The sequence below is a fragment of the Streptomyces antibioticus genome (assembly GCF_002019855.1).
GTDB classification, from domain to species: Bacteria; Actinomycetota; Actinomycetes; order Streptomycetales; family Streptomycetaceae; genus Streptomyces; species Streptomyces antibioticus_B.
In genome coordinates, this window is record NZ_CM007717.1 from 5,352,238 (window position 1) to 5,378,113 (window position 25,876).

A 25,876-nucleotide genomic window follows, 5' to 3' on the forward strand; every position below is an offset into this window, starting at 1 on the left:
GAACGGGGCACGGGCACCATCGCGACTCGTGCCCCGTTCGCGCGGCAGAATGCTCGGAACGGATCGAGACTTGAAAACGATCGATCAGGTCCGGGCACTATTTAAAGCAGGGGCGCTACGCGCGTAGAGCGGCCCCTTTCCCAAGGAGAGTGCGCCATCGACGCGTCCAGCAGCCCTCCGCTCACCGCACCGTCGACGATCGCGGTAGAGCTGGCGGGGATCACCAAGCGCTTCCCCGGTGTCGTCGCCAACCACGACATCCACCTCGCTGTCCGAAAAGGGACGGTGCACGCCCTGGTCGGTGAGAACGGGGCCGGCAAGTCGACCCTGATGAAGATCCTCTACGGCATGCAGAAGCCGGACGAGGGCACCATCGCGGTCGACGGCGAGCAGGTCACCTTCTCCAGCCCCGCCGACGCCATCGCCCGCGGCATCGGCATGGTCCACCAGCACTTCATGCTGGCCGACAACCTGACCGTCCTGGAGAACGTCGTGCTGGGCAGCGAGAAGCTGTACGGCATCGGCGGCACCGCCCGCAAGAAGATCAGGGAGATCTCGGACCGCTACGGGCTCGGCGTCCGCCCCGACGCCCTGGTCGAGGACCTCGGGGTCGCCGACCGCCAGCGCGTGGAGATCCTCAAGGTCCTCTTCCGCGGCGCCCGCACCCTGATCCTGGACGAGCCGACCGCGGTGCTCGTGCCGCAGGAGGTCGACGCGCTCTTCGCCAACCTGCGCGAGCTGAAGTCCGAGGGCCTGTCCGTCATCTTCATCTCCCACAAGCTGGGCGAGGTCCTCTCCGTCGCCGACGACATCACCGTCATCCGGCGCGGCACGACCGTCGGCACGGCCGTCCCGTCCAAGACCACGCCGCGCCAGCTCGCCGAGATGATGGTCGGCAGCGAGCTGCCCACCCCGGAGACCGCCGAGTCCACGGTCACCGACCAGGCCGTCCTCACGGTCGCCGGTCTCACCGTCTTCGCCAGCGGCGGCGCCTCCCTGGGCACCGAGGCCGAGCCCACCGGCGGCATCACGCTCGCCCCCGAGGGCGGCGAGGTCAAGCGGGTCCTGGACGACGTCAGCTTCACCATCCACGCCGGTGAGGTCATGGGCATCGCCGGTGTCGAGGGCAACGGCCAGACCGAGCTGATCGACGCGCTGATCGGCACCAAGAACGCCGACTCCGGCACCATCGCCTTCCTCGGCGAGGACATCACCCCCTGGTCCACCCGCAAGCGCCGTGAGTCCGGCGTCGGCTACATCCCCGAGGACCGCCACCGCCAGGGCCTGCTCCTGGAGGCCCCGCTCTGGGAGAACCGCATCCTCGGCCATGTCACCGAGGCCCCCAACGCCAAGGGCTTCTGGCTGAACCCCAAGGGCGCCCAGGACGACACCCGCCGGATCGTCGAGGAGTTCGACGTCCGCACCCCCGGCATCGACGTCACGGCCGCCTCCCTGTCCGGCGGCAACCAGCAGAAGCTGATCGTCGGCCGCGAGATGAGCCACAACCCGAAGTTCCTGATCGCCGCCCACCCCACCCGCGGTGTGGACGTCGGCGCGCAGGCCCAGATCTGGGACCGCATCCGCGAAGCCCGCCGCGAGGGCCTCGCCGTCCTGCTGATCTCCGCCGACCTGGACGAGCTGATCGGCCTGTCGGACACCCTCCGGGTGATCTACAACGGCAGGCTGGTCGCGGACGCCGACCCCGCCACCATCACCCCGGAGGAGCTGGGTTCGGCCATGACCGGCGCCGCGGCCGGTCACCTGGAGCACCAGGACACCGCGGACACCACCGAGGAAGCTGCCGGTCCGGAGGACGAGGCCCGATGAAGAAGTTCGACAAGGAGCGCGTGCTCCTCGCCGTGGCCGGCCCGGTCATGGCGCTCGTCGCGGCGATCCTGCTGACCTCGGTCGTGCTGATCGCCTCCGGCAAGAGCCCGATCGAGCCGTACTCGCTCATGCTGGAGCAGATCGGCTACTCCGACGTCCAGGTCCTGATCGTCAACCAGGCGTCGCTCTACTACATCGCCGCCCTCGCGGTCGCCCTCGGCTTCCGCATGAACCTCTTCAACATCGGCGTCGACGGCCAGTACCGGCTGGCCGCGATGATGACCGCCGTGGTCGGCGCCCATGTCGACCTGCCGGCCTTCCTCCAGGTCCCGATGCTGCTGCTGGTCGCCGTCCTCACCGGCGGCATCTGGGCCGGTGTCGCGGGCGTCCTCAAGGTCACCCGGGGTGTCAGCGAGGTCGTCGCCACGATCATGCTGAACGCCATCGCCACCAGCCTCATCGCCTACCTCACCCTCCCCGAGGTCTTCGGCGAGCTGGTCGGCGACAACAAGACGACCGGCATCATGAACGAGTCCGGCTGGGTCCCCGGCATCGACCTCGGCCCCGACGTCGGCGAGATCTACGGCCTGGTCTTCCTCGCCGTCGCCCTCGGCATCGTCTACTGGCTCGTCCTCAACCGCACCCGCTTCGGCTTCGACCTGCGCGCCACCGGCGAGTCCGAGTCGGCCGCCGCCGCCTCCGGCGTCGACGCCAAGCGCATGGTCCTCACCGTGATGATCGTCTCCGGCGGCGTCTCCGGCCTCGCCGGACTCCCGCTGCTCCTCGGCGACGCCCACACCTACAGCCTGAGCTTCCCCACGGGCGTCGGCTTCACCGCCATCGGCATCGCCCTGCTCGGCCGCAACAACCCCGGCGGCATCGCGCTCGCCGCCCTCCTGTGGGCCTTCCTCGACAAGGCGTCCCCCGCCCTCGACTACGCGACTCCCGAGCCGTACGAGAAGGAGATCGCGATGATCATGCAGGGGCTGATCGTCTTCGCGGTCGTCATCTCCTACGAGGTCGTCCGCACCTGGGGTCTGCGCCGCCAGCAGAAGCGCGTCGGTGAGGAACTCGCCGCCGCCGCGAACACCAAGAAGGAGGTGGCGGTCTGATGAGCACCGCGACCATCGCGAAGCCGAAGGGCAAGCAGCCCCGCAAGGGCGGCCGCCGGATGTCGCTGCCCGTCCTCCTGCTGGTCATCTCGGGCGTGCTGATCCTGACCTCGGTCGTCCGGCTGATCACCGGCGCGGACGGCATCACGTCCACCGGCCAGATGTCCACCGCGCTGCGCGCCGCCGTGCCGATCGGCCTCGCCGGTCTCGGCGGTCTGTGGGCCGAGCGGGCGGGCGTCGTCAACATCGGCCTCGAGGGCATGATGATCCTCGGCACCTGGTTCGGTGCCTGGGCCGGCTACCAGTGGGGCCCCTGGACCGGTGTCGCCTTCGGCATCGTCGGCGGCGCCCTCGGCGGTCTGCTGCACGCCGTCGCCACCGTCACCTTCAAGGTCAACCACATCGTCTCCGGTGTGGCGCTGAACATCCTGGCGCTGGGCGTCACCCGCTACCTGTCGAAGTTCACCTTCGAGGACGCCCCCCAGGGCTCCTCCAAGCAGTCCCCGCCGATCGAGTCGCTGGGCACCTTCGACGTCCCGGGCCTGTCCGACTGGCTCCAGACCCTCAACGGCAAGCACTGGTTCCTGATCTCCGACCTCGCCGGCCTGGTCGGCGGTCTGATCACCAACCTGTCGCCGCTCACCGTCGTCGCCGTCGCCCTGGTCCCGGCCACCTGGTACGTGCTGTGGCGCACCTCCTTCGGACTGCGGCTGCGCTCCTGCGGCGAGAACCCGGTCGCGGCCGAGTCCCTCGGCGTGAACGTCTACAAGTACAAGTACATCGCCGTGATCATCTCCGGCGGCTTCGCCGGTCTCGGCGGCGCGTTCCTGTCCATCGTGGCCTCGAACGTCTACCTGGACGGCCAGACCGCTGGCCGCGGCTACATCGGTCTCGCCGCGATGATCTTCGGCAACTGGATGCCGGGCGGCCTCGCCCTCGGCGCGGGTCTGTTCGGCTACACCGACAGCCTCAACCTGCGCGGCGGTGCCACCAATGTGCACGCGCTGATCCTGCTGCTCGCGATCCTGCTGGTGGCCGGCGTGGTCTACCTGGCGTGGAAGAAGCAGTACATCTCCGCCGCGATCACCGCGGCCATCTCCGCCCTGATGTTCATCTGGTACGTCAGCACGGACGAGGTCCCCAACCAGGTCGTCACCGCCACCCCGTACGTGGTGACCCTGCTGGTCCTGTCCCTCTCCGCCCAACGGCTGCGCATGCCCAAGGCGGACGGTCTGCCCTATCGGAAGGGGCAGGGCAAGTGACCCCCGCCGCCACGCCGGTCGACTGGGAGAAGCTGCGCGCGGTGGCCCAGGACGCCATGTCCCGGGCGTACGCCCCGTACTCCGGTTTCCCGGTCGGCGTGGCGGCGCTCGTCGACGACGGCCGGATCGTCTCCGGCTGCAATGTCGAGAACGCCTCCTACGGGCTGGGGCTGTGCGCCGAGTGCGGTCTCGTCTCGGAGCTGCAGAACACCGGCGGCGGCCGGCTCACGCACTTCACGTGCGTGGACGGCCGGGGCGAGATCCTCGTCCCGTGCGGCCGCTGCCGACAGCTCCTGTACGAGTTCGGTGGCCCCGAGCTGCTTCTGGAGACCCCGGCGGGGATCCTGCCGCTCGCGGAGATGCTGCCCCAGGCGTTCGGTCCAGGCCACCTCGGATGAGCCCCCGTGCGGCCCCTCCGGCGCTCCTGACGGCCCGGAGGGGCCGCACGTTTTCCGCTTACGTCTTTTTCGCACCGTCTTCTGGAACCACTGGGAAGGAAAGCCATGGCCATGGACGCCGTCTCCGTCATCCGCACCAAGAGGGACCGGGGTGAGCTGAGCGACGAACAGATCGACTGGGTCATCGACGCCTACACCCGCGGCGAGGTCGCCGACTATCAGATGGCCGCCCTCAACATGGCGATCCTGCTCAACGGCATGAACCGCGGCGAGATCGCCCGCTGGACGGCCGCGATGATCGCCTCCGGCGAGCGCATGGACTTCTCGTCCCTGTCCCGTCCGACCGCCGACAAGCACTCCACCGGCGGCGTCGGCGACAAGATCACGCTGCCCCTGGCTCCCCTCGTGGCGGCCTGCGGCGCGGCCGTCCCGCAGCTCTCCGGCCGCGGCCTCGGCCACACCGGCGGCACGCTGGACAAGCTGGAGTCGATCCCGGGCTGGCGCGCCCTGCTCTCCAACGAGGAGATGCTGCACGTCCTCGACACCACCGGCGCCGTGATCTGCGCGGCGGGCGACGGCCTGGCCCCCGCCGACAAGAAGCTGTACGCCCTGCGCGACGTCACCGGCACGGTCGAGGCGATCCCGCTGATCGCCTCCTCGATCATGTCGAAGAAGATCGCCGAGGGCACCGGCTCGCTCGTCCTGGACGTCAAGGTCGGCACCGGCGCCTTCATGAAGACGATCGAGGACGCCCGCGAGCTGGCCTCCACCATGGTCGGCCTCGGCACCGACCACGGTGTGAAGACGGTCGCCCTGCTCACCGACATGTCCACCCCGCTCGGCCTCACCGCGGGCAACGCGCTGGAGGTCCGCGAGTCGGTGGAGGTCCTGGCGGGCGGCGGCCCGGCCGACGTCGTGGAGCTGACGATCGCCCTCGCACGCGAGATGCTCGACGCGGCCGGTGTGAAGGACGCCGACCCGGCGAAGGCCCTGGCCGACGGCTCGGCGATGGACGTCTGGCGCCGCATGATCGCGGCCCAGGGCGGCGACCCGGACGCGGCCCTCCCGGTGGCCCGCGAGCAGCACGTGGTGAAGGCCCCCGCCTCCGGTGTCCTGACCCGTCTGGACGCCTACGACATCGGCATCGCCGCCTGGCGCCTCGGCGCGGGCCGCGCCCGCAAGGAGGACCCGGTGCAGGCCGGCGCGGGCATCGAACTGCACGCCAAGCCCGGCGACACGGTCACCGAGGGCCAGCCCCTCCTCACCCTCCACACCGACACCCCGGACCGCTTCGCCTACGCCCTCACGGCCATCGACGGCTCCTACGACATCGCGGCCCCCGGCACGGCCTTCACGCAGTCCCCGGTCGTGCTGGAACGTATCGCCTGACCTGCGGTTTCCCCCTCCGGGTGAACGGGATCGGTGGACCTGCACCGGTCCCGTTCGGCATGCTGGGATCGGTGACGCACCGATAGGAGACCGCCATGAGCGCACTCACCGTGGGCCACGACCCCGAGCAGAGCTGGGACGACCTGGTCCGGTTCTGGGAGGAGATGGAACGGCCCGAGGGCAGCAAGGTGGAGATCATTGAAGGGGTCGTCACCGTGTCACCTGCTCCCTCATGCCGTCACAACGACATTGCGGAACGCATTCAGCGCCGCCTTTACTCCGTGATCCCTGATGACTGGGGGATCTTCCAGACGTTGGCCATTGCGGTCCCGTCGCGTCTTGGTCTGCTCATTCCTGACCTGGTAGTGGCCCCGCGACCGGTCAACCCGGAAGCGGAGAACTACGTACCGGCCGGGGTCGCGGAACTCGTCGTCGAGGTGACCTCGATGAAGAACGCCCGCCACGACCGCGTCGCCAAGCCCGCCGCCTACGCCTCCGCGGGCATCCCGCTCTGCATCCTCGTCGACCGCTGGTCGCCGGAGGGCCCCACCGCGACCCTCTTCGGGGAGCCGCAGGGCGATGTCTACCGCCCGCTCAGCGTCGCGAAGTTCGGCGAGCCCCTCGCGCTGCCCGCTCCCTTCGACGTCACGATCGACACCGCCGAGTTCCCGGCGGACTAGCCGCGCGCAGGTCCGATGAGTTGGGCGGGGTGGCGCGGTCTACCTGACGTGGAGCCCATGACACCGATACCGCCCGTGCTCGTGCTGGCCGGCCCCGTCGCCCGTGACCGGGTGGCGGGGCTTGTCGATGAGGTGCGGGGGCTGGTGGGGGCCGCCGGGGTCGTCGTCTGCGATGTGGGCGGGGTGGGGCCGCCGGGGCTGGCCGTCGTGGATCTGCTGGCCCGGCTTCAGCTCGCCGCCCGGCGGGCCGGGGGACGGATTCTGCTGCGCGGCCCCGATCCCGCGCTACGCGCCCTGCTCGACCTCGTCGGTATCCCCGTCGAGGTGGAGGGGGAGGTCGAAGAGGGGGAACCAGCGCTGGGTGTCGAGGTAGAAGTGGAACCCGGTGAGGCGGCCGTCTGAGATCTCCAGGATCTGCACGGCCCAGGGCGTGAACCCGCCCTTCTCCGGGTCGGGCTTGTACTGGGCGAACCCCGGCAGGCCGTTGACCTCCACCGGCAGCAGACGGGAGCCCTCGCAGGCCGCGCCGATCGTCGTCATGAAGCCCGTGATGTCGTCGTGCCCGGTCAGCCACAGGTCGAACGGCGGCATCGTCATGATGGCGTCCTCGTGGAGCAGCGCCGTCAGGGCCGCCATGTCGTAGCCCTCGAAGGCCGCCACATAGCGCTCCAGCAGCTTCTGCTGCTCCTCGTCCAGCGGGTCGGACACCGCCGCGTCCGCGCCCGCCTCCGCCCGCTCGGCGAGCGTCGCCCGCGCCCGCTGCAACGCGCTGTTGACCGAGGCGACCGAGGTGTCGAGCAGTTCGGCGACCTCGCTCGCCTTCCAGGCCAGCACCTCCCGCAGGATCAGCACCGCCCGCTGCTTCGGCGGCAGCTTCTGGAGCGCGGCCATGAACGCCAGCCGCACCGACTCCTTGGCGACCGCGGCCTCCGCCGGGTCCTGGACCGTGGGCAGTACACGGGTGTCCGGCATGGGTTCCAGCCAGGTGTGGTCGGGGCGGGGGGACAGGGCGGCCCGGGCCAGCGGCGTGGCCTCGGTCAGGTCCATCGGACGCGCCCGCTTGTTGCCGGCCGTCAGCATGTCCAGGCAGACGTTCGTCGCGATCCGGTACAGCCACGAGCGCAGACTGGAGCGGCCCTCGAACTTGTCGAAGCTGCGCCAGGCCCGCACCAGGGTGTCCTGCACCGCGTCCTCGGCCTCGAAGGACGAGCCGAGCATCCGGTAGCAGTACCCCGTCAGCTCGACCCGGTGTCTCTCCAGCCTGACGTCGAGGTCCTCCACCGTCGCCGTACCGGCCGTGCCGTCACTCATCGTCGTCCACCCGCCCCTGTGGCCGTTCCGCTCTGTCGCGCGTCTTCGCGCCCAGCACTTCGGAAGCTACCGCAGCCCACTGACAATGGCCCGCCGAGCCGACGAAGGCCCAGGTCGGACGGGGTGTGTCAGGGAGATCGGGGGAACGCGGTCAGGCCGTCGCGACGACCGCCTCGCGGCGGGCCGCCCGCGTGCCCAGGAGGGTGATCGCCACGACCCCGAGCACCGCCAGGAGGCCCACGCCGACCGTGCCGGCCCAGCCGCCCGTGTGGAAGGCGAGCGCGCCGACCGTCGAACCGGCGCTGGAGCCGATGTAGTACGCCGACTGGTACAGCGCGGCGGCCTGCGCCCGGCCCGTCGTGGCCGTCCTGCCGACCGCCGACGACGCCACCGCGTGCCCCGCGAAGAAGCCCGCCGTGATCAGCACCAGGCCGAGCAGCACCAGGGCGAGGGAGCCGGCCAGGGAGAGCAGCAGGCCCGCCGCGGTCGTCCCGCCCGCCAGGTAGAGCGATCCGCGCCTGCCGAGGCGGCCGACCAGCCGGCCCGCCGTGGACGCCGACACCGTGCCGACCAGGTACACCAGGAAGACCGAGCCGACGACACCCTGGGGGAGCGAGAACGGCGCCTCCGTCAGCCGGTAGCCGATGACCGTGTACACCCCGCCGAAGACGGTCATGAACAGCGCGCCGATCGCGTACAGGCGGCGCAGCAGCGGGTCGGACAGATGGCCGCGGACCGTGCGGACCAGGTCACCGGGGCGCAGGTACCCCGGCGTGAAGTGCCGCGGTGCCGGGAGCAGCAGCCGGAACGCGACGGCGCAGCCCACCGCGAGCACCCCGATCGCCGCGACGGCGGCCCGCCAGCCCCATTCCTGCGCGACCCAGCCGGTGATGACCCGGCCGCTCATCCCGCCCACGCTGTTGCCCGCCACGAACAGCCCGATCGCCGTGACCAGCGCCCGGGGCCGCACCTCCTCGGCGAGGTAGGCGGTCGCCGAGGCCGGCAGTCCGGCCAGCGCCGCGCCCTGCACCGCCCGCAGCACCACCAGCGCGCCAAGGGAGGGCGCGAGCGGGACCAGCACGCCCACGGTCACCGCGACCGCCAGCGAGGCCGTCATCACCGTACGGCGGCCGTAGCGCTCGGAGAGGGCGCTCATCGGCAGCACGAACAGGGCCAGTCCGCCGGTCGCCGCCGCCACGGTCCAGCTCGCCTCGCCCGCCGCCACCCCGAAGTCGCCGGAGATCAGCGGCAGCAGCGCCTGGGTGGAGTACAGCAGGGCGAAGGTCGCCACCCCGGCGAGGAAGAGCGCGAGGCTCATCCGGCGGTAGCCGGGGCCACCGGGGGCCATACGGGAGTCGGGCGGGGACACGGACGGGGCGGCGTCCACGACGGCGGACGCCCCGGTACTGGCGGGAGACATGCCTCGAACCTACGGACGCTCCCGCTCATCCGTCCAATGCATGGACTGGCCATAATCGTTCCCATGGTGCATCAGCAGAGGTCACAGGAGCGTCCGTCACCGTCCGGTGACACAGAAGACATGGTGCTGTCGCTGGCGCCCCGGCTCGCGTACTTCGCCGGCGTCGCCCGCACCGAGCACGTCACCCGCGCCGCGCGCGACATGCGGGTCCCGCAGTCGACGCTCTCCCGGGCGATGGTCCGCCTCGAACAGGACCTGGGCGTCGACCTGTTCGCCCGCCGCGGCCGCACGGTCTCCCTCACCCCGGCCGGGCGCACCTTCCTCACCCATGTCGAACGGGCCCTCGCCGAGATCGGGCGGGCCGCCGACGAGGTCCGCGCCGACGCCGACGCGGCCACCGGCAAGGTCGCCTTCGGGTTCCTGCACACCATGGGCGCCGAGACCGTGCCCGGCCTGATCCACGCCTTCCGCGCCGACCACCCCCGGGTCCGCTTCAGCCTCGTCCAGAACTACGGCGAGGCGATGCTCGAAGGGCTGCGCGCGGGGGAACTCGACCTCTGTCTGACTTCCCCGGTGCCCGACGCCCCCGACCTGGTCGCCCGCCGTCTCGACGAGCAGAAGCTGCGTCTGGTCGTGCCCGCCGACCACCGGCTCGCCGCCCGCCGCCGGGTCCGGCTCGCCGAGGCCGCCGAGGAGACCTTCGTGACCCTCGAACCCGGCTACGGCCTGCGCCGGATCACCGACGACCTCTGCGCGGAGGCCGGCTTCCGGCCCCGGGTCGCCTTCGAGGGCGAGGAGGCGGAGACCCTGCGGGGCCTGGTGGCGGCCGGTCTGGGGGTGGCCCTGCTGCCGCCCCCGGCCGTCGCCCGCCCCGGAGTGGTGGAGCTGACGGTCACGGCGCCGCGCGCGGTCCGCGAGATCGGCGTGGCCTGGCTGGACGGCCGTCCCGACACCCCGCCGGTGGCGGCCTTCAAGAAGTTCCTGCTCTCCCGGCGGGGCAGCCTGCTGCCGACCTGAACCGCCTCAGTGGTGCAGGGACTTGCCGAACCCCACCGCCAGCGGCATCCGCAGCCCCAGCGGCGGCGGGGCCGCCAGCGCGTCCTCGACCGGCCGCGCGAAGGACTGCCCGAACAGCACCCCGAGGACGAAGTCGGCGGCGAGGGCGTGGACTTCGTCGCGGTACTGGTGCAGCCCGTGTCCGTCGGCGTGCACTTCGAACCGGCACACGTCCCGGTTGGCCTTCTTCGCCCGGGTCGCCAGCCGGAACGACAGCTCCGGGTCGCAGCGTTCGTCGTTGGTGCCGTGCACGATCATCACGCGCCGCCCCACCAACTGCCTGACCGGCTCGGGCGCCGCGGCCACGTCCTCCGCGGGCAGCCAGGGGGCCAGCGCCAGCACGGAGTTGACGGCCTCCCCGCCCGCGGCGCGCAGCGCGGCCCGGCCGCCCATGCCGACCCCGGCCAGGCACACCGGCACGTCCCCGTACCGCCGTACGATCTCGTCCACCGCCCAGGCCGCGTCCGCCGCGAGATGGGCCTCGCCGCCGTTCCAGCCGCGGTAGCGGTAGTGCACGACGTGGACGGCCAGACCCTCCCGCTGTCCCGCCCGGGCCAGGGAGCGCCCCAGGGCGCGGACGGACGCCGTCGCCCACAGCGGGGACGGTCTGCGGTCGGAGACCTCCTCGCCGCCGGGGAGCAGCAGGACCGCTCCGCTCACCGTCGTCGGCTCGGGGCCGAGTGCCTTCCCCAGCCGGGCCGTTCGGGCCGGAGTCGCTTGCTGTGCCATGACAGAACAGTGTCAGAAGCAGTGGTGTACTCCACCCGTCCGTGCGGTCACCGTTACGTATCGACGGTGTGGTTCACCGCGCGATCTACGCGCGTAGGAGTTAGGGTGCGGAAATGACGAGCCAGAGCATCCAGACGGGCCACACCCCGAGCGCGGACCAGATCCGGCGGGCGCCCAAGGTTCTGCTGCACGACCATCTCGACGGCGGGCTGCGCCCCGGCACGATCGTCGACCTCGCCCGGGACTCCGGGTACTCCCGGCTCCCCGAGACCGACCCCGACAAGCTCGGCATCTGGTTCCGCGAGGCCGCGGACTCCGGTTCCCTGGAACGTTACTTGGAGACCTTCTCGCACACCGTCGGCGTGATGCAGACCCGCGAGGCGCTCGTCCGGGTCGCCCGCGAGTGCGCCGAGGACCTCGCCGAGGACGGAGTCGTCTACGCCGAGGTGCGCTACGCCCCCGAGCAGCACCTCGAAGGCGGGCTCACCCTCGAAGAGGTCGTCGAGGCCGTCAACGAGGGCTTCCGCGAAGGGGAACGCACGGCTCGCGCCAACGGCCACCGGATCCGCGTCGGCGCCCTGCTCACCGCCATGCGGCACGCCGCCCGCGCCCTGGAGATCGCCGAACTCGCCAACCGCTACCGGGACCTCGGGGTCGTCGGCTTCGACATCGCGGGCGCGGAGGCGGGCTTCCCGCCCACCCGGCACCTCGACGCCTTCGAGTATCTGAAGCGGGAGAACAACCACTTCACCATCCACGCCGGCGAGGCGTTCGGTCTGCCGTCCATCTGGCAGGCCCTCCAGTGGTGCGGCGCCGACCGGCTCGGGCACGGGGTGCGCATCATCGACGACATCGAGGTCGCGCAGGACGGCTCGGTCACGCTCGGCCGGCTCGCCTCCTACGTCCGCGACAAGCGCATCCCGCTGGAGCTGTGCCCCTCCTCCAACCTCCAGACCGGCGCGGCCGCCTCCTACGCCGAGCACCCGATCGGTCTGCTGCGCCGGCTGCACTTCCGGGCCACGGTCAACACCGACAACCGGCTGATGTCCGGCACCAGCATGAGCCGCGAATTCGAGCACCTTGTCGACGCGTTCGGTTACACGCTCGACGACATGCAATGGTTCTCGGTCAATGCTATGAAGTCAGCATTCATTCCTTTCGATGAACGACTCGCCATGATCAATGACGTGATCAAGCCCGGATATGCCGAGCTGAAGTCCGAATGGCTGTTCCAGCAGACCGCCTCCACCAGCGGTTCTGTGGTTGCAGGCGACTGATCTGGGCTTTTTCCCGGCGTGGAATGCGGACGGACGTTCACCATCCGTCCGCATTTCGATGTTTGCGGCGTCCCCCTTCCCGTGATTACGGTCGTGGACCGCTCGGTTCCCGTATCCCATTCGAGGACGCACTCATCATGAAGCAGTCTGCTGCCAAGACCCTCGGCGTCGCCGCCCTCGGTGCCGCCTTCGCCGCCGCCGGCGCGGGCGCCGCGAACGCCGCCCCGGCGCTCCCCGACGCCACGCAGGCCCTGGGCCCGGTCACCCAGCCCGTCGAGAACGTCGGCAAGCTGCTGCCGGGCGCCGGCAAGGTGCTGGGGCAGGCCAAGCTGGAGCAGGCCCAGCCCGCGCTCGCGACGGGCGTCGCCGCCGTGCAGCCGGCCGCCGAGCAGGCGCTCGCCCACGGCCCCACGCAGCCCGTCGCGGGTCTCCTCGGCGGCCTCCCGGTCGGCCAGGGCCTGCCCACCCACGGCCTGCCCCTGAACGGCATCCCGCTGGGCTGACCCCCACCCGCAGCACACGCCGACGGGGCGCCCTCCAGGTCGACGGAGGGCGCCCCGCGGCGTACGGACGGACGGATGTCACCAGGCCGTCGTGCGCGCCTTCCCCTCCGAGGGCAGCAGGACCCACAGCGCTATGTAGAGCAGGAACTGCGGGCCCGGCAGCAGGCAGGAGAGCAGGAAGATCACGCGCATCGTGGTGTCGGAGGTGCCGAAGCGCCGGGCCAGCGCGGCACACACTCCGCCGATCATGCGGCCCTGGGTGGGGCGGGCGAGGCTGGACATCTGCGGCTCCCTCGGGCGTCGGTGCGAGGCGGCCCTTCCGGCTGCCCCGTCTCTGTCTTCGACCCTACGGAGACAAAGGGGAGGAAGCGTCGCTCTAGGGGGCGATCCCGACCCTGGGAATCCTCGGGGTCCGACCCTGAGCCCCCTCCTCCGTACGGACCGCCGCCCGCCCGTGCCGCTCGTTCCTGCGGCGCAGCCAGGTCCGGGCCGCCGGCACCACCGCGGCGTGCGCCAGCGCCACGCCCAGGGTGTTCAGCAGCAGCGAGTCCACGTCCACGACCCGCCCCGGCACGCCGGTCTGGAGCAGCTCGATGGCCAGCGACATCAGGGCGCCCGCCGCGACGGTACGGAGCAGGGACGCCCACGGCGACACCCGGAGCCGGCCGTGGGCCAGCGGCAGCAGCACACCCAGCGGGGCCAGCAGCGCCAGCCCCTCACCGATCCGCCGGGCCGCCTCGGGCCCGCCGAGCCGGAGATCGGCGCGGATCCCGTCGAAGGGGTGCAGATTGCTGGGTCTGACCCAGGGCACGTCGAGCGGGCGCAGCGTGCACCAGGCGACGAACGCGAGGTGGGCGGCCAGGAGGAGAATCCCGGTCGCGCGGAGACGGATCGCGGCGCTGCCGCCGATGGAGCCTTGACGCTGCACGCCCCCCAAGACGCACCCCTCGGCACCTTCGGTTCCGACGACCCACGGAACATCGGGACGAATCCGCCGCCCCAAGGGCGCCCGACGCGGACCGGTGCCCGGCCCGTGCACCGGACGGTGCCGCAGGCGCACCTGTGCCCGGGGGGTGCGGCCGGCCTCATCCGCGTGCGCGGAAAAGCGGCCTCCGCCGACGCTTCGGGATGTGTGCGCAGGGGGAGGCGGCCTTCGCCGGTCTGACGGGGGCGGTTCGGTTGTCGTCCGTGCGCGGGGCGCGGCCGCCCTCGCTCGCGTGCGCGGCGAGGCGGCTCGCACTGGTGCTTCGGGGTGACGCGGCCTCCGCCGGTTCGCCGGGGCGGTTCGGTGCTCCTCTATGAGTGGGCTCGGCCGTGACGGTCAGGCGTCGTTCGTGACCTCGGAGGACGGGGGTTCCGCGCTGCCCGGGCGGGAGCGGACCTCGTCCGTGCACTCGTAGCGGCGTAGCGGGTCCGCGCCGGGGCCGCCGAGGATCACCGAGCCGTCGCCCTCGGCCGCCGCCGAGTCGGAGAACGTGCACACCACCTGGGCGAGCGCGTACGAGGTCAGGCTGTTCGGCGGGGTGCTCAGCCGCAGCGCGTCGTCCGGGTCGCCGGGGCCGGGGCCGTCCACCGTCATGCCGCCGCGCACGTCCGTGGTGTACCCGGCCTCCTTCTCGGCGGCCGTCGGCGACTCGGCGAGCTGGTCCAGCAGGCCCTGTGCCACCAGCGCGCGCCGCTCCGCGTCCGCGGGACCGGCCGTCACCCGGACCGCCCGGTCGACGGCCACCAGCGACGAGCCGCACAGCAGGAACACCTGCACCGGCACCCCGGGCGCGGCCTGGGTGGTGATGTCCGGCTCGGCGAGCGAGCAGCGCACCCGGGAGGGCGCGGGCCCGAAGTCGGTGGGCACCTCGGTCGCCCGTATCCCGCAGCCGGTCAGCAGCGCCGCCAGCAGCGGCAGCGCGAGCAGTCCCCGTACCCTCATCGAGCCTTCTCCTCGTCCGGCACGGACCGCGCGGCCTTCTCACCGGGTTCACCCGGATCCCCTGGATCGACTGGATCGACTGCCTCGTCCGGATCGTCCGGATCGGAGGCGTCCTGGGGCAGCCGCAGGGTGAACACCGCCCCGCCCTCGGGGGAGTTGGCGGCCGTGATCTCGCCGCCGTGGATATGGGCGTTCTCCAGCGCGATGGACAGGCCGAGACCGCTGCCCTCGGAGCGCGGCCGGGAGGCGCTCGCCTTGTAGAACCGGTCGAAGACGTGCGGCAGCACCTCCTCCGGGATGCCGGGCCCGTGGTCGCGCACCGCGATGACGACCTCGTCGCGCGCCGCCGTCACCGACACCCGCACCGGCGAACCGCCGTGCTTGAGCGCGTTGCCGATCAGGTTGGCCATGATCACGTCCAGCCGGCGCGGGTCGAGCTGGGCGTGGATGCCGCGCTCGGCGTCCAGGTCCACCGCGTCCAGCCAGGCGCGCGCGTCGATGCAGGCGGTGATCTGGTCGGCCACGTCGACGTCGTCCAGGACCAGCCGCGCCGTGCCCGCGTCGAAGCGGGTCACCTCCATCAGGTTCTCGACGAGGTTGTTGAGCCGCCGTGTCTCGCTGACCACCAGCCGCACGGCCGGCTCGATCATCGGGTCGATGCTGCCCGACTCGGCGTCCAGTTCCTCCTCCAGCACCTCCGTGACGGCGGTGATGGCGGTCAGCGGGGTGCGCAGCTCGTGCGACATGTCGGCGACGAACCGCCGGGACGCGTCGTCCCGGCTCGCCATGTCGGCGACCCGCTTCTCCAGCGCCTCCGCCGTCCGGTTGAACGTCCGTGACAGATCGGCGAGTTCGTCCGTCCCCGAGACCCGCAGCCGGGTGTCGAGCCGCCCCTCGCCCAGCCGCCGCGCCGCGACCCCGAGCCGGTGCACCGGCTTCAGTACGGTGGTGGCGGCGGCCTGCGCGAGCAGCGCGGCGCCGATCAGCGCGAGCCCGGTGGCGATCCCCAGCGACCAGGCCAGCGAGTTGAGGTCCTTGGCCTCCGGCTCCAGCGACTTGCGCATGTACCCGGTCGGCCCGCCCCCGATCACCTTCGTCCCGGCCACCAGATACGGCGTCCCGTCGTCCACGACGCGCTGCCAGTACAGGTGGTACGGCGAACTGTCGCCGCCGTCCTGCTGTTTGTTCACCGCGGTGCGCAGCGAGGCGGGCACGTCCTCCAGCGAGAAGCCGTTCAGCCCGCCCGAACTGCCGTACACCGTGCGGCCGGTGACATCCGCGCCGACCAGCAGCACACTGAAGCGCTGGCTGCTGTTGGCCATCTGCCCGGCGGTGTGCAGCAGTTCGTCCTGCGAGGGATGCTCGGGCAGCGATCCCGCCCGGTTCTGCATCTCCTGCTCGAAGTCGCGCAGCACCGCGCCCTGGGTACGGGTGAGCACGGCCTCGCGGTTGAGCCAGTAGGCGATGCCCGAGGCGGACACCGCCGCGGTCAGCGCCACGGCCCCGAAGACCATCACCAGCCGCAGTCGCAGGCTGGTGAAACGCAGCCGTGACAGCTTCCCCTTGCGTCCCGCGGTCCAGCCGCGGAGCCCCCCGTGCCGTTCGGTCACTGAGGGGCGTCCAGGCGGTAACCGACGCCGCGCACGGTGCGGATCAGCGTGGGGGACGACGGCACGTCCTCGACCTTGGCGCGCAGCCGCTGGACACAGGCGTCCACCAGCCGGGAGTCGCCCAGGTAGTCGTGCTCCCACACCAGCCGCAGCAACTGCTGCCGGGAGAGCGCCTGACCGGGCCGCCGGCTCAGTTCGAGCAGCAGCCGCAGTTCGGTCGGGGTGAGCTGGAGGTCCTCGCCGTTCTTCGTGACGGTCATCGCCGCACGGTCGATGACCAGGCTGCCGAAGGTCGCCGCGTCGGTCGACTCGCGCTCGCCGCGCCGCAGCACGGCCCGGATCCGCGCGTCGAGGACCCGCCCCTGGACGGGTTTGACGACGTAGTCGTCGGCGCCGGACTCCAGTCCGACCACGACGTCGATGTCGTCGCTCCGCGCGGTCAGCAGGATGATCGGCAACTGGTCGGTGCGCCGGATGCGCCGGCACACCTCGAAGCCGTCGATTCCGGGCAGCATCACATCCAGAACGATCAGGTCCGGTCGTTGCTCGCGCAGGAGCTTCAGACCGTCCTCACCGCTCGCAGCGGTCGCCACACGGTGCCCCTGGCGCGTCAGTGAGAGCTCCAGGGCCGTACGGATGGCGTCGTCGTCCTCGATCAGCAACAGGGAAGGCACGGGCTCATTCTGGCCCATGAGGGGGCTGTCGTTCGACCCGTGGGGCGCCGGTCTTGCGCGGGACCCCGTTCGCAGGGGTGTTCGGGGAGAACCGCGGACCCCGCCGGCGACGTCTGTGCGACGACCGCGGTGTGACGGTGACAGGCCCCTGTGACAGGTCTGTGACAGTCGGCGGACACCGCCATGAACTGGCGTGGGCAAGCTTTTCGGCACAGGCAAGGCAGCACGACGAACGCCGGGCCGAAGCACAGACCGAACACCGGTAAGTCCACGACGGGGGGCGCGAGATGAACAAGCTGCACGGCCTGAACACCAGCGCAGTGATCACGCGCCTGCACGACGTCCACCGGGGTTCAGAGAAGTCCGGTGTTGTGAGCGGGCGGGGGTGCGCTCGCAACACCGGGCGTCAGCACACCGGGTTCATGACGGTCGTCGAATCGGGGGAGACGGCGGCTCACGGGGGAGCCGCGTACAGGGAGGACACGGGGGAGCGTCGTTCGCTGACCGAGGCGGAGTTCACCGCCTACGTCCAGGAGCGCCGCGCCTCCCTGTACGCCACCGCCTACCACCTCACCGGCGACCGCTTCGAGGCCGAGGACCTGCTCCAGAGCGCGCTGTTCTCGACGTACCGGGCCTGGGAGCGGATCAGTGACAAGGCCGCGGTCGGCGGATACCTCCGCCGGACGATGACCAATCTGCACATCAGCGCGTGGCGCCGCCGCAAGCTGAACGAGTACCCGACCGAGGAGCTGCCGGAGACGGCCGGCGACACGGACGCGATGCGCGGCACCGAACTGCGCGCGGTCCTGTGGCAGGCGCTGGCCCGGCTGCCCGAACTCCAGCGGACGATGCTGGTCCTGCGCTACTACGAGGGCCGCACCGACCCGGAGATCGCGGAGATCCTCGACATCAGTGTCGGCACGGTGAAGTCCAGCATCTGGCGGTCGCTCCGCCGGCTGCGCGAGGACGAGGTCCTCAGCTTCGGCCGTGACGAGGAGGACGCCTTCGGGGAGCTTGTCGCCTGAGGGTCACGGGGGAGGGACCCGGCTTCGCTCAGGGAAGCCGGTGAACGGGGGACACGGGGGGTAACGGGGGAGCGGTACCGGGGGGACCCGACGGGGGACGTGGGGGAGCGGTACCGCACCACTAGGGGAAGCACCGTCCTCGGATCCGGGGGGATCCGGGGAGCACTGGGGGGGGCACGGGGGACGCGGGACTGGAGGGCCGGGGGGTCCGTCCAGTCCCGCTCTCGTGTGTACGCCGTTCTACGCCGCGGTCCTGGCCGCCGGTTCGGCGCTGCCCAGCGCGGGGTCGCCCGCCGCGGCCGCCAGCCGGTCCAGCGCCTCGTCCCGGTCGCAGGCGTACGCGCCGAGCGCGGTCTGCCGGGCCACGATGGACCGCTCGGCGCGCATCAGCCGCCAGCCGCGGCGTACCAGGAACGGCACCGACTTGCGGCCCTCGCGCAGATCGCGCAGGAAACGGCGGCGGAACGTCGTCACCGGACCCCGGCTCAGACACAGCGCGTCCGCCAGCACGCCCAGTTCACGGCAGCGTGCGACGATCTCCGCCGCGAAGATGCCCTCCGCGATGAACAGCGGGACCGCCCCGAACTCGACCGCCTCCGTGCCGGTCCGCGCGCTCAGCGAGAGGTCGTACACGGGGATGTCCGTACGGCCCGTGCCGCACAGCTCGACGATCGCGGCGACGGCCGTCTCCGCGTCCCAGGAGTCCGGGTGGTCCCAGTCGATGTCGGTGCTCCCGGCGACCAGCGGCAGCGTCGGGTCGTCACCCTCCTTGTAGAAGTCGTCGAGCCGCAGCACGGGGAGGCCGGAGCGGGCGGCGAGGAGGGACTTGCCGGAGCCGGAAGGGCCGCAGAGCAGCACGACTCGCGTGGGTATGGGCGGCAGGGAGGTCACGGGACACCAGTGTGCGGCATCCGCCGGGCCCCTCACGACCCCGCGGGTCGGCTTTGAAGCGCGCGTCACACCTCAACTACCCTTCGTGTCGACCGGATTACCTTGCGCAGCAGAAGGTGGCATCGATGGCCCGACACGCATCCCCGAAGAACCTCACCGGCCGGCGTGCGCTCGCCGCCCTCGCGACCGCCGGGGTGGCGCTGGGCGTCGGGGCCGGGGCGGCCTCGGCGGCCGTCGACGCGCCCGTCCCCGTCGGCTCCCTCGACGCGGCCTCCGGGGTCCAGGGAACCCTCGGCGCGCTGCCGTACGTCACCGGCGCCGTCTCCGCCCTCAAGCCCAACCCCCTCGCGGGCACCGGCGTCGACCCCCTCGACAACGGCGTCGGCACCCAGCTCGCCGACTTCCAGCCGCTGACGTCCCAGGCGCTCACCGGGCCGGTCGCGCAGGCGCAGTCGGTCGGGACGGTCCCGCTGGTGGGGGACGTGGCCAAGGTGCTCGGCTGACCCCCCCCTTCACGCACAGGAAGCCGCGCCGCCCCCGGACGGAGGGGCGGCGCGGCTCGTTCGTGCCGGGGCGGTGCCGGCGGCTAGTAGGCCGAGCCGGACGCGCCCAGGGAACCCGTGGGGTGCCAGACCGTCTTGGTCTCCAGGAAGGCCGTCAGGCGGTCGGTGCCCGGGGTCAGCGCGTAATCCACAGGCTGTGGACGGAGAACGCGCTTGAGGTTGTCGGCCGCCGCGATCTCCAGCTCCTTCGCCAGCACCTCGTCGGCGCCCGCGAGGTCGATCGCGTTGACGTCCTGATGGGAGGCGAGCGGCGCCGCGATCTCCGCCGTACGGCCGGACAGGACGTTGACGACACCGCCGGGGACGTCGGAGGTGGCGAGCACCTCGCCCAGGGAGAGGGCGGGCAGCGGGGCCTTCTCGCTGGCGATCACGACCGCCGTGTTGCCGGTGGCGATCACCGGGGCGACCACGCTGACCAGGCCCAGGAAGGACGACTCCTGCGGCGCCAGGACGGCGACCACGCCGGTCGGCTCGGGGGAGGACAGGTTGAAGTACGGGCCCGCGACCGGGTTTCCGCCGCCCACCACCTGGGCGATCTTGTCCGTCCAGCCCGCGTACCAGACCCAGCGGTCGATCGTCGCGTCGACCACCGCGGCCGCCTTCGACTTCGACAGGCCCTCGGCGTCGGCCACTTCGCGCGTGAACTGGTCCCGGCGGCCCTCCAGCATCTCGGCGACGCGGTAGAGGACCTGGCCCCGGTTGTAGGCGGTGGCCCCGGACCAGCCGCCGAACGCCTTGCGGGCCGCGACGACCGCGTCCCGGGCGTCCTTACGGCTCGACTGCGGGGCGTTGGCCAGCCACTTGCCCTTCGGGTCCGTCACTTCGTACACCCGGCCGCTCTCGGAACGCGGGAACTTCCCGCCGACGTACAGCTTGTAGGTCTTGAAGACGCTCAGACGCTCGTTGGTGCGGTCAGACATCGAGGTACGCCTCCAGGCCGTGGCGGCCGCCCTCGCGGCCGAAGCCCGACTCCTTGTATCCGCCGAACGGCGAGGTCGGGTCGAACTTGTTGAACGTGTTGGACCAGACGACACCGGCCCGGAGCTTGTTCGCCACCGCCAGGATGCGGGAGCCCTTCTCCGTCCAGATGCCCGCCGACAGGCCGTACGGCGTGTTGTTGGCCTTGGCGACGGCCTCGTCCGGGGTGCGGAAGGTGAGGACCGACAGGACCGGGCCGAAGATCTCGTCCCGGGCGACGGTGTGGGCCTGCGTGACGTTCGTGAACAGCGTCGGCGCGAACCAGTAGCCCGCCTCCGGCAGTTCGCAGGCCGGGGACCAGCGCTCGGCACCCTCGGCCTCGCCCCGCTCGACGAGCGAGGTGATCCGGGAGAGCTGCTCCTCGGAGTTGATCGCGCCGATGTCCGTGTTCTTGTCCAGCGGGTCGCCCAGCCGCAGGGTGGAGAGCCTGCGCTTGAGCGAGTCCAGCAGCTCCTCCTGGACCGACTCCTGCACGAGGAGACGGCTGCCGGCGCAGCAGACCTGGCCCTGGTTGAAGAAGATGCCGTTGACGATGCCCTCGACGGCCTGGTCGATCGGGGCGTCGTCGAAGACGATGTTGGCGCCCTTGCCGCCCAGTTCGAGCGTGAGCTTCTTGTGCGAGCCCGCGACCGTGCGCGCGATCTCCTTGCCGACGGCCGTGGAGCCGGTGAAGGCCACCTTGTTCACGTCCGGGTGCGCGACCAGCGCGGCGCCCGCGTCGCCGTAGCCGGGAAGGATGTTGACGACACCGCGGGGCAGGCCCGCCTGGCGGCAGACGTCCGCGAAGAACAGCGCGGACAGCGGGGTCGTCTCGGCCGGCTTCAGCACGACCGTGTTGCCGGTGGCCAGGGCCGGGGCGATCTTCCACGCCAGCATCAGCAGCGGGAAGTTCCAGGGGATGACCTGGCCCGCGACGCCGAGCGGGCGGGGGTCCGCGCCGAAGCCGGCGTGGCCGAGCTTGTCGGCCCAGCCCGCGTAGTAGAAGAAGTGCGCGGCGACCAGCGGGAGGTCCGCGTCGCGGGTCTCCTTGATCGGCTTGCCGTTGTCGAGGGTTTCGAGAACGGCGAGTTCGCGGCTGCGTTCCTGGATGATCCGGGCGATGCGGAACAGGTACTTCGCGCGCTCGGAGCCGGGCAGCGCGGACCACTTCTCGAACGCCTTGCGGGCGGCCTTCACCGCGCGGTCGACGTCCGCCTCGCCCGCCTGGGCGATCTCGGAGAGGACCTCCTCGGTGGACGGCGAGACCGTCTTGAAGACCTTGCCGTCGGCGGCCTCGGTGAACTCGCCGTCGATGAACAGGCCGTAGGAGGGGGCGATGTCGACGACCGAGCGGGACTCGGGTGCCGGTGCGTACTCGAATGCGGATGCCATGATGATCAGTCCACCGTCACGTAGTCGGGGCCGGAGTAGCGGCCGGTGGCCAGCTTCTGACGCTGCATCAGCAGATCGTTCAGGAGCGAGGAGGCGCCGAAGCGGAACCAGTGGTTGTCCAGCCAGTCCTCGCCCGCGGTCTCGTTGACCAGCACCAGGAACTTGATCGCGTCCTTGCTGGTACGGATGCCGCCGGCGGGCTTCACGCCGACCTGCACACCGGTCTGGGCGCGGAAGTCGCGCACGGCCTCCAGCATGAGGAGGGTGTTGGCCGGGGTGGCGTTGACGGCCACCTTGCCGGTCGACGTCTTGATGAAGTCGGCGCCCGCGAGCATGCCGAGCCAGCTCGCGCGCCGGATGTTGTCGTACGTCGACAGCTCGCCGGTCTCGAAGATGACCTTCAGCCGGGCCGCGCCCGCGACCTCCTTCACGGCGACGATCTCGTCGTACACCTTCAGGTAGTCGCCCGCGAGGAACGCCCCGCGGTCGATGACCATGTCGATCTCGTCGGCGCCCGCCGCGACCGCGTCGCGCACGTCCGCCAGCTTGACGGGGAGGGCGGCACGGCCGGCCGGGAAGGCGGTGGCGACGGAGGCGACCTTCACGGTGGAGCCGGCGACTGCCTGCTTGGCCACGGCCACCATGTCGGGGTAGACGCAGACGGCGGCCGTGGCGGGGGCCGTCCGGTCCGTCGGGTCGGGGAGGACCGCCTTCGCGCCGAGCGCCCGGACCTTGCCCGGGGTGTCCGCGCCTTCCAGCGTCGTCAGGTCGACCATCGAGATGGCGAGGTCGATGGCGTACGCCTTCGCGGTCGTCTTGATGGAACGGGTGCCGAGCGACGCGGCGCGTGCCTCCAGGCCGACCGCGTCGACGCCGGGCAGCCCGTGGAGGAAGCGGCGCAGCGCGCTGGCGGACGTGGTGACGTCCGTGAGGGCGTGAGCTGCGGTGGGTGCATTGGTGGGCATGGTCACCAGACGAGCATATCTACGCGCGTAGCGGGTGTACAGCCCTCGGGGTTCCTCCCAGGGTTCCGCTCGGGGTTCCTCCCAGGTGCCTCCTCTGACAGGGGAGCCCGGATGAGCGGCGGGAGGGCGTCGGGCAGAATCGGGGCCATGACGACCCCGGAAGACCAGTCACCCGCGCCGCAGCCCCCGGCCACCCCGACCAGCGACCGTATCTACCGGTCGCCCGCGGGCATCGTCGGCGGTGTGCTGCTGCTCGGCCTCATCGGCTGGCTCGGCATCGACGCGATCGTGTCCGGCCACGGCCGCACCCCGTGGCTGGCGCTCGCCATGCTGATCCTGCTGGTGCCGCTGGTCGTCGCCTTCACCGTGCGGCCCGCCGTGTACGCGGGCGAGAACCGGCTGCGGGTGCGCAACCCGTTCCGGGTGATCTTGCTGCCCTGGGGCGAGATCGCCGGACTGCGCTCCGGTTACTCCAACGAGGTGGTCGCCAAGGACGGCACCAAGTACCAGCTCTGGGCGATCCCGGTCTCCCTGCGCGCCCGCAAGAAGGCGAACCGCCAGGAGGCCCGGGCCCGCGCCCAGCAGGCGGCGCAACGGGAGGGCCGGGGCGGGGGGCGGAGCCGCGGTGGCTTCGGCGGGTTCGGTGGCTTCGGCGGGGCCGGCGCGAGCGCCGCGGACGGCGGCCCGGCACGCGCCGAGACCGACAAGGTCATGGACGAGGTACGCGCCCTGTGGGAGTCCCGCGAGAAGGAGGAGACCGCGCAGGGCGAGGTGACCGTGCGCTGGGCCTGGGAGATCGTGGGGCCGGCGATCGCGGGTGCGGTGGTGCTCGGGATTCTGCTGATCGTGGGGTGAGGGTTGTGGATCACCCGTTCCTGAGCCATCATCGGCGCGCGTCCCTGCCGTGAAGGAGCAGGTCAGGGGCAGGTGAGCGGGTGGGGGAGAGATGAGTACGGGTTCCGACGGCGTGCTGCGGCTGCCTGACGCGGCGATACCCGAGGGGTGTCGGTCCTGGGACGGTGAGGCCGCCCGGCGGTGGACCGGGGCGTTGCCCTCGCGGTGGGTGCCGGTGCGGGCGCATCTGGCGCTGTTCGTGGCGTTGCCGCTGGTGACGGTCGCCGGGGCGGGGCTGCTCGGGGAGTACGGCGTGCTGCCCGCCTGGGGTGCCGCGCTCGCCGTGCTGCCGTTCGTGTGGGCGGTGCTGCGGCCGGAGGCGGCCCGGATCCTCGCGCCGGTCGCCGTGGGCGTCGTCCTCGCGTACGGGGAGGCGTCGCCGCTCAGGAGCCTGGCGCTCGGCTCGGCGGTCGTGCTCGCCTGGGCGCTCTCGCTGGCGCGGGTGACCGCGCGCGGGCCGCAGCGGGCGGCGGCGCTGATCGCCTCCGGCGGTGTGACCGCCGCGTTGCCGTCGGCGGTGGCCGGACGCCTGGAGCGGGGGAGGTTCCTCTTCGGGGCGGGGCTGCTGCTGACCGTGGCCGGTGGGGTGCTCGGTGCCGCCACCGGCGTCTGGGAGGATCCCGGCGACGCCGCCGGGGCCCCGGCCGCGGGCTGGTGCCTGGCCGGGCTCGGACTGACCGTGCTGCTCGCGGCGGCCCTCACCCGGCACCGCGCGGCCGGGCTGCGCGGGGCGCCGGTGCCGGTGCTGCGGGTGCTGGTGCGGGAGAGCGCCGAGGTCGAGACCGAGGTCTTCGCCGCCGACGACGAGGGCGCCCTGCGTCCGCTGTTCACGGTCGCCACGCGGGTGGTCGACGGCGAGGGTGACGACGACAAGAGCGACGGCGAGGACGCCGAGGACGCCGGGGACGCCTTCGACGACGAGCGTGTCGGGCCGTTGCGCGAGGCCGTCCTGTTCGGGGTGCCGTACGACGGTGCCGAGGTCGTGCTCCTCACCGCCGCCGAGCGGGCCGGTGAGCCGCCCGTGGTCGAGGTGGGCGTGGGGGCCGTGCGACCGGTGACCGAGTGGACCCTGCGGCGCCGGAGCGCGGCCGCGCGGGGCAAGGCCCGGAGCGAGGCCCGTCAGGAGGAGCGGCGCGTGGCCGCCGCCGATCAGGTGCGCCGCGAGACCGGCACGGGTGCCGTGCCGGCCGGGCGGTGGCGGGCCGGGTGGCCGGACTGGTTCGCGGGCCTGCTGGCGCTGGTCTACGCCGCCGTCCTCGCAGGGGACACCGGGTGGTGGCGGATGGTCTCCGGGCTCGGCCTGACGCTGGTGGCCGCGCTGGTGCTGCCGCGCAGGCTCGCCTGGCGGGTCACCGCCGACCGCGAGGGCCTGTGGTTCAACGGGCTCCGGGGCTCACGGCAGCTTCCCTGGGACGAGATCCGCACCGTACGGACCAAGGCGGGCGAACTGCGGGTGGACGGCACGGGCGACTTCCCCGAGTGGACCGTGCACACACCCCGCTGGGCCTGGCTGGAGCGCCGCATCGGCCTGGTACACCCGTACGAGCGAACGGCCGCCGAGATCACGGCGATGTGGCGCGACCCGCAGCTGCGCCCGACGGAACTGAGCACCCTGGCCCACCGGGGTCGCGCGGTGTGGCCGCTCGGGGCGCTGATCGCGGCGGCGGGGACTGCGGCGGTGCTGTTCCTGCCGTGACTTTCGACGGGGGCTCGGCTCGGGAGGCGGTGGCCGCCGAGGGGTTCTGCTTGGTCGCCGCGATCCCTTCGGCCGTGGCGATGTGGCGGGGCCCGGGGCTGCGTCCGGCGGAGCTGAGCGATTCACGGGTGGGGGTTGCGGCGGTGCTGCTCCTGCCGTGATCCCTGGTGGGGGCGCTGCTCGGATGGCGGTGGCTGCGGGAATGTCCTGCTTGGCCGAGGCAAGCGGCTCGGTCGCGGTGGTGTTGCTCCTGCCGTGCCCTCTGGTGGTGGCGCTGCTCGGTTGCCGACAGTCCTGTTTGGTCGCGGCGAGCCGTTC

The 25,876-nt window shown here is 72.0% G+C and carries 26 protein-coding genes; 14 read left to right on the forward strand and 12 right to left on the reverse strand.

Annotated features, from left to right (window positions below):
* The first annotated feature begins 156 nt into the window (after positions 1–156).
* From AFM16_RS24410 to AFM16_RS24440, 7 genes are all read left to right on the forward strand, one after another.
* Positions 157–1,827, forward strand: a complete 1,671-nt coding sequence (locus AFM16_RS24410) for an ABC transporter ATP-binding protein (protein ID WP_078634614.1) — start codon at positions 157–159, stop codon at positions 1,825–1,827.
* Entirely contained in the window at positions 1,824–2,939 is a 1,116-nt protein-coding gene (locus tag AFM16_RS24415) for an ABC transporter permease (protein WP_030783327.1), read from the forward strand. The genes AFM16_RS24410 and AFM16_RS24415 overlap by 4 nt, the downstream gene beginning before the upstream one ends.
* Entirely contained in the window at positions 2,939–4,201 is a 1,263-nt protein-coding gene (locus AFM16_RS24420) for an ABC transporter permease (RefSeq protein WP_078634615.1), read from the forward strand. The genes AFM16_RS24415 and AFM16_RS24420 overlap by 1 nt, the downstream gene beginning before the upstream one ends.
* Complete coding sequence (locus tag AFM16_RS24425) at positions 4,198–4,599, forward strand: cytidine deaminase (RefSeq protein ID WP_030783333.1); 402 nt, start codon at positions 4,198–4,200, stop codon at positions 4,597–4,599. Before AFM16_RS24420 ends, AFM16_RS24425 begins: the two co-directional genes overlap by 4 nt.
* A gap of 105 nt (positions 4,600–4,704) precedes the next feature.
* Entirely contained in the window at positions 4,705–5,988 is a 1,284-nt protein-coding gene (locus AFM16_RS24430) for a thymidine phosphorylase (RefSeq protein ID WP_078634616.1), read from the forward strand.
* Between the two features lie 95 nt (positions 5,989–6,083).
* On the forward strand, positions 6,084–6,668 hold the full coding sequence (locus AFM16_RS24435; protein ID WP_078634617.1) for a Uma2 family endonuclease: 585 nt from the start codon (positions 6,084–6,086) through the stop codon (positions 6,666–6,668).
* A gap of 57 nt (positions 6,669–6,725) precedes the next feature.
* Positions 6,726–7,070, forward strand: a complete 345-nt coding sequence (locus AFM16_RS24440; protein WP_245177789.1) for an STAS domain-containing protein — start codon at positions 6,726–6,728, stop codon at positions 7,068–7,070.
* Here the strand turns inward: AFM16_RS24440 and AFM16_RS24445 are convergent.
* Entirely contained in the window at positions 6,954–7,979 is a 1,026-nt protein-coding gene (locus tag AFM16_RS24445) for a sigma-70 family RNA polymerase sigma factor (RefSeq protein ID WP_078634618.1), read from the reverse strand. The two genes, AFM16_RS24440 and AFM16_RS24445, sit on opposite strands and share 117 nt — an antisense overlap.
* 151 nt (positions 7,980–8,130) lie before the next feature.
* Positions 8,131–9,399 carry an MFS transporter gene (locus AFM16_RS24450; protein WP_078634619.1) on the reverse strand — a complete coding sequence of 423 codons (1,269 nt, stop codon included), beginning with the start codon at positions 9,397–9,399 and terminating at the stop codon, positions 8,131–8,133.
* A 63-nt stretch (positions 9,400–9,462) separates the two neighbouring features.
* Here AFM16_RS24450 and AFM16_RS24455 point away from each other — a divergent pair, with 63 nt between their 5' ends.
* On the forward strand, positions 9,463–10,416 hold the full coding sequence (locus AFM16_RS24455) for a LysR family transcriptional regulator (RefSeq protein WP_030783350.1): 954 nt from the start codon (positions 9,463–9,465) through the stop codon (positions 10,414–10,416).
* A 6-nt stretch (positions 10,417–10,422) separates the two neighbouring features.
* Here AFM16_RS24455 and AFM16_RS24460 read toward each other — a convergent pair whose 3' ends face one another.
* The gene (locus tag AFM16_RS24460) at positions 10,423–11,184 is read right to left on the reverse strand and encodes a prolyl oligopeptidase family serine peptidase (protein ID WP_030783353.1); all 762 of its coding nucleotides are present in this window, start codon (positions 11,182–11,184) and stop codon (positions 10,423–10,425) included.
* A 113-nt stretch (positions 11,185–11,297) separates the two neighbouring features.
* Here AFM16_RS24460 and AFM16_RS24465 point away from each other — a divergent pair, with 113 nt between their 5' ends.
* Positions 11,298–12,461 carry an adenosine deaminase gene (locus AFM16_RS24465; RefSeq protein WP_030783356.1) on the forward strand — a complete coding sequence of 388 codons (1,164 nt, stop codon included), beginning with the start codon at positions 11,298–11,300 and terminating at the stop codon, positions 12,459–12,461.
* A 137-nt stretch (positions 12,462–12,598) separates the two neighbouring features.
* Positions 12,599–12,964, forward strand: a complete 366-nt coding sequence (locus AFM16_RS24470; protein ID WP_030783358.1) for a hypothetical protein — start codon at positions 12,599–12,601, stop codon at positions 12,962–12,964.
* Between the two features lie 78 nt (positions 12,965–13,042).
* Here AFM16_RS24470 and AFM16_RS24475 read toward each other — a convergent pair whose 3' ends face one another.
* The 5 genes from AFM16_RS24475 to afsQ1 all read right to left on the reverse strand — a co-directional run bounded on the left by AFM16_RS24475 (position 13,043) and on the right by afsQ1 (position 17,175).
* Positions 13,043–13,246: a PspC domain-containing protein gene (locus AFM16_RS24475; RefSeq protein WP_030783360.1), complete on the reverse strand. Its 204-nt coding sequence runs from the start codon at positions 13,244–13,246 to the stop codon at positions 13,043–13,045.
* 94 nt (positions 13,247–13,340) lie between these two features.
* On the reverse strand, positions 13,341–13,892 hold the full coding sequence (locus tag AFM16_RS24480) for a VanZ family protein (RefSeq protein ID WP_078634620.1): 552 nt from the start codon (positions 13,890–13,892) through the stop codon (positions 13,341–13,343).
* A 393-nt stretch (positions 13,893–14,285) separates the two neighbouring features.
* Positions 14,286–14,891, reverse strand: a complete 606-nt coding sequence (locus tag AFM16_RS24485) for a hypothetical protein (protein WP_078634621.1) — start codon at positions 14,889–14,891, stop codon at positions 14,286–14,288.
* Positions 14,888–16,501, reverse strand: a complete 1,614-nt coding sequence (locus tag AFM16_RS24490; RefSeq protein WP_078634622.1) for an ATP-binding protein — start codon at positions 16,499–16,501, stop codon at positions 14,888–14,890. Before AFM16_RS24490 ends, AFM16_RS24485 begins: the two co-directional genes overlap by 4 nt.
* Positions 16,498–17,175: a two-component system response regulator AfsQ1 gene (gene afsQ1 / locus AFM16_RS24495; RefSeq protein ID WP_175522268.1), complete on the reverse strand. Its 678-nt coding sequence runs from the start codon at positions 17,173–17,175 to the stop codon at positions 16,498–16,500. Before afsQ1 ends, AFM16_RS24490 begins: the two co-directional genes overlap by 4 nt.
* A 287-nt stretch (positions 17,176–17,462) precedes the next feature.
* Between afsQ1 and AFM16_RS24500 the strand changes: the two genes are divergently transcribed.
* Positions 17,463–18,200, forward strand: a complete 738-nt coding sequence (locus tag AFM16_RS24500) for a SigE family RNA polymerase sigma factor (protein WP_030783373.1) — start codon at positions 17,463–17,465, stop codon at positions 18,198–18,200.
* Positions 18,201–18,440: 240 nt separating this feature from the next.
* On the opposite strand, the gene AFM16_RS24505 is transcribed toward AFM16_RS24500, so the two are convergent.
* Complete coding sequence (locus AFM16_RS24505) at positions 18,441–19,160, reverse strand: uridine kinase family protein (RefSeq protein ID WP_078634623.1); 720 nt, start codon at positions 19,158–19,160, stop codon at positions 18,441–18,443.
* Between the two features lie 56 nt (positions 19,161–19,216).
* On the opposite strand from AFM16_RS24505, the gene AFM16_RS24510 reads away from it, so the two are divergent.
* The gene (locus AFM16_RS24510; protein ID WP_030783379.1) at positions 19,217–19,594 is read left to right on the forward strand and encodes a hypothetical protein; all 378 of its coding nucleotides are present in this window, start codon (positions 19,217–19,219) and stop codon (positions 19,592–19,594) included.
* A gap of 83 nt (positions 19,595–19,677) precedes the next feature.
* Here the strand turns inward: AFM16_RS24510 and AFM16_RS24515 are convergent, their stop codons facing one another.
* From AFM16_RS24515 to deoC, 3 genes are read right to left on the reverse strand one after another with little or no spacing between them, the layout of a single operon-like run.
* The gene (locus tag AFM16_RS24515; protein WP_030783382.1) at positions 19,678–20,574 is read right to left on the reverse strand and encodes an aldehyde dehydrogenase family protein; all 897 of its coding nucleotides are present in this window, start codon (positions 20,572–20,574) and stop codon (positions 19,678–19,680) included.
* Positions 20,567–22,003 (reverse strand): aldehyde dehydrogenase family protein, encoded by a 1,437-nt coding sequence (locus AFM16_RS24520; protein WP_030783386.1) that lies wholly within the window; start codon positions 22,001–22,003, stop codon positions 20,567–20,569. Before AFM16_RS24520 ends, AFM16_RS24515 begins: the two co-directional genes overlap by 8 nt.
* A 5-nt stretch (positions 22,004–22,008) precedes the next feature.
* On the reverse strand, positions 22,009–22,968 hold the full coding sequence (deoC, locus tag AFM16_RS24525) for a deoxyribose-phosphate aldolase (RefSeq protein ID WP_030783389.1): 960 nt from the start codon (positions 22,966–22,968) through the stop codon (positions 22,009–22,011).
* A 147-nt stretch (positions 22,969–23,115) separates the two neighbouring features.
* Between deoC and AFM16_RS24530 the strand changes: the two genes are divergently transcribed.
* Positions 23,116–23,823 carry a PH domain-containing protein gene (locus AFM16_RS24530; protein ID WP_078634624.1) on the forward strand — a complete coding sequence of 236 codons (708 nt, stop codon included), beginning with the start codon at positions 23,116–23,118 and terminating at the stop codon, positions 23,821–23,823.
* A 91-nt stretch (positions 23,824–23,914) separates the two neighbouring features.
* Positions 23,915–25,558: a PH domain-containing protein gene (locus AFM16_RS24535; RefSeq protein WP_078634625.1), complete on the forward strand. Its 1,644-nt coding sequence runs from the start codon at positions 23,915–23,917 to the stop codon at positions 25,556–25,558.
* Positions 25,559–25,876 lie beyond the last annotated feature (318 nt).